This is a genomic window from Psychrobacter sp. AOP31-B2-9, from assembly GCF_052378005.1.
Taxonomy (GTDB): Bacteria; Pseudomonadota; Gammaproteobacteria; order Pseudomonadales; family Moraxellaceae; genus Psychrobacter.
This window is the reverse complement of sequence record NZ_JBQSXG010000298.1, coordinates 1-895: the sequence shown is the minus strand read 5'-3', so window position 1 is coordinate 895 and position 895 is coordinate 1. Positions and strand designations below refer to the sequence as shown.

The window sequence follows — 895 nt, the reverse complement described above, 5'->3', positions numbered from 1 at the left end:
CTTTGGTAATACTCCAGTCCCAAATGCTAATAATCCAAAAGCATTGAAGGACTACCAAGACAAACTAGATAGGAGGAGTTATTTGTTAAATGCGGCAAGCATTCATCTCACGAGAGAAATTCGAAAAATATGGATGCCAAACCCTAACAGACCAGAAGCCGATAAACTAAGAGTAACAGCTGATGGTCAGTACTTGAAAGTTGTTGTAGAAGACGATATGGGTGTCGATATTGAGTTAGATCAACGATCAGAGGGTTTTCAATGGCTTGTGTCGTTTTTTATAATTTTCTTTGCAGAAGCTGCGGATAAACATAAAAATGCTATTCTTCTTCTAGATGAACCAGGCATGAGCCTTCATGCTTTGAAGCAACGAGATTTTAGAACAACAATATCAAGATTAGCGGAACAAAACCAAACTATCTATACCACTCACTCTCCATTTCTAGTAGGGCCTGATGAACTAAATATTGTCAAAGTTGTGGAAATGAAAGATCGTAGTGATGGTACTAAAGTACATAATACAATTAATTCAAGCGATCCAGCGGCTCTTCTCCCTCTCCAAGAAGCATTAGGATACGATTTGGCTCAAAGCTTATTTACGCAAAAGAAGAATCTAATTTTAGAGGGGCTAACAGATTACTGGTATATAGAGGCAGCGTCAGCACTTTTACGCGCAAAAAAAATAGCTGACTTGAACGATAAAATCTCTCTAGTTTTCGCTAATACAGCTGGCAAAGTAGTCTACTACGCCACCATACTACATGCTCAAAATTTGAAAATTGCAGCTTTACTTGATTCTGATAGTGCTGGAAATCAGGCAGCTACTCAAGATAGCTTGGTATATACTCTAGGTAACCCCAATTCGGGATAAGGGCTCAAAAAAAAGATAAAAAAA

At 38.1% G+C, this 895-nt stretch carries 1 protein-coding gene; it reads left to right on the top strand.

Features of this window, described 5'->3' with window-relative positions:
* A partial coding sequence (locus ACT3SX_RS15310; RefSeq protein WP_444518842.1) for an ATP-dependent nuclease occupies positions 1–871 on the top strand: 871 nt, incomplete at its 5' end.
* Between the last annotated feature and the right edge of the window lie 24 nt (positions 872–895).